The 1161-nt window shown below is 51.3% G+C and carries 2 protein-coding genes and 1 pseudogene; 2 read left to right on the forward strand and 1 reads right to left on the reverse strand.

Features of this window, described 5'->3' with window-relative positions:
* Positions 1-85: 85 nt before the first annotated feature.
* The gene (locus NW820_RS12530) at positions 86-349 is read left to right on the forward strand and encodes a helix-turn-helix domain-containing protein (protein WP_011432496.1); all 264 of its coding nucleotides are present in this window, start codon (positions 86-88) and stop codon (positions 347-349) included.
* 281 nt (positions 350-630) lie between these two features.
* Entirely contained in the window at positions 631-891 is a 261-nt protein-coding gene (locus NW820_RS12535) for a hypothetical protein (protein ID WP_414407663.1), read from the forward strand.
* A 79-nt stretch (positions 892-970) separates the two neighbouring features.
* Here NW820_RS12535 and NW820_RS12540 read toward each other — a convergent pair.
* Positions 971-1161, reverse strand: a pseudogene (locus tag NW820_RS12540) (acyl-CoA desaturase); the annotation flags it as partial.

Genomic DNA, 1161 nt, shown 5'->3' on the forward strand with positions numbered 1-1161 from the left:
CTGCTGCAGGGCTATCCATCTCAGGGGTGATCCCCTAGAATTGGGGTAGGTAATCTTTACAGTTCATCTTAAGCAGGCATTCGGAATGGGTACTGACTATCATTCCGCAGACTTGTTGTCCGAACGGGAGCTGCAGGTCATTGAGTTGATTGCAGCAGGACTGACCAATCAGGACATCGCGGAACGCCTAGAGATCAGCAAGCGCACCGTTGACAATCACATCAGCAATATTTTGAGCAAGACCCGAACGGCAAATCGGGTGGCCTTAGTACGCTGGGCCTTGCAATGGGGAAAGATTTGCCTGGATCAGGTAAACTGCTGCACTTTGGTCGATGACAAAATTGCTTAGTCCCATCCCATTTTGCCGGTCAAGTGTCCAGCAAAGAGTGTTGAGCGGGGGGGTTTTGGTGACTGTATTGCCCAGAAGTTATAGTCATTTCAATGAGGAATGAAACTGTTCCGTTGCAGTGCTTCCTAGCTCTTCTCTCTCCTAGGGAGAGGGATTGGGGGACTCGCGGAAGTGATGCGGAGCATTTGGGCGACACCGCGGAGTAGTTAGGAAGCGTCTTAATCTAACTTGAAGTGACTATACTTGAGTTGTTTTGAGCTACGTTGATTGGGTTGCCATACGTGAGCGTCCCCAAGCTGAAACGCTACGCTGTTCGCTACGATTCTATGCCCCTGATGGTTTATCGGGAGGTGGCTGCTCATTTGGCCTGTGTTTCAGGGGTGAAAACGGAGCTGGAGTGGAAAAAAAACTCCACCTTTCGCTACCAAGACAGCCAAATAGAGGCATTGCATATTCATCAAGAACCCGATGCCGACATAGAACAAATTAAGCGTATTCTTGACCACTATGGAGCGTGGCAGTATAGCCCCTTAGAAGACTAGCTCTCTCTGCAACCCAAAAGGGATCCCTAGGGATAGGGATCCCCGGATGATTCCTCTGCAAGGTCTGGGAAAAACCAGTTCAGCGAGCAGCTTGGCCTTGGGCAGGCAGGTGCAGCTTACGAGCCAGGCCCAATCTCGCCAACAGCCAAATGGCCCAGTAGGTCATGTCGATCTCCCACCAACGCAAACCGGCCTTAACGCACTTCGGGTCGGCATGATGGTTGTTGTGCCACCCTTCACCATAGGTCAGAATCGCCGCCCACCAAAGGT

The organism is Synechococcus sp. R55.7 (assembly GCF_047461955.1).
Taxonomy (GTDB): domain Bacteria; phylum Cyanobacteriota; class Cyanobacteriia; order Thermostichales; family Thermostichaceae; genus Thermostichus.

What these genes read in the sequence shown, in the direction of transcription:
- NW820_RS12530 (WP_011432496.1), top strand. Translation starts at nt 86, where the DNA reads ATGGGTACTGACTATCATTCCGCAGACTTGTTGTCCGAACGGGAGCTG.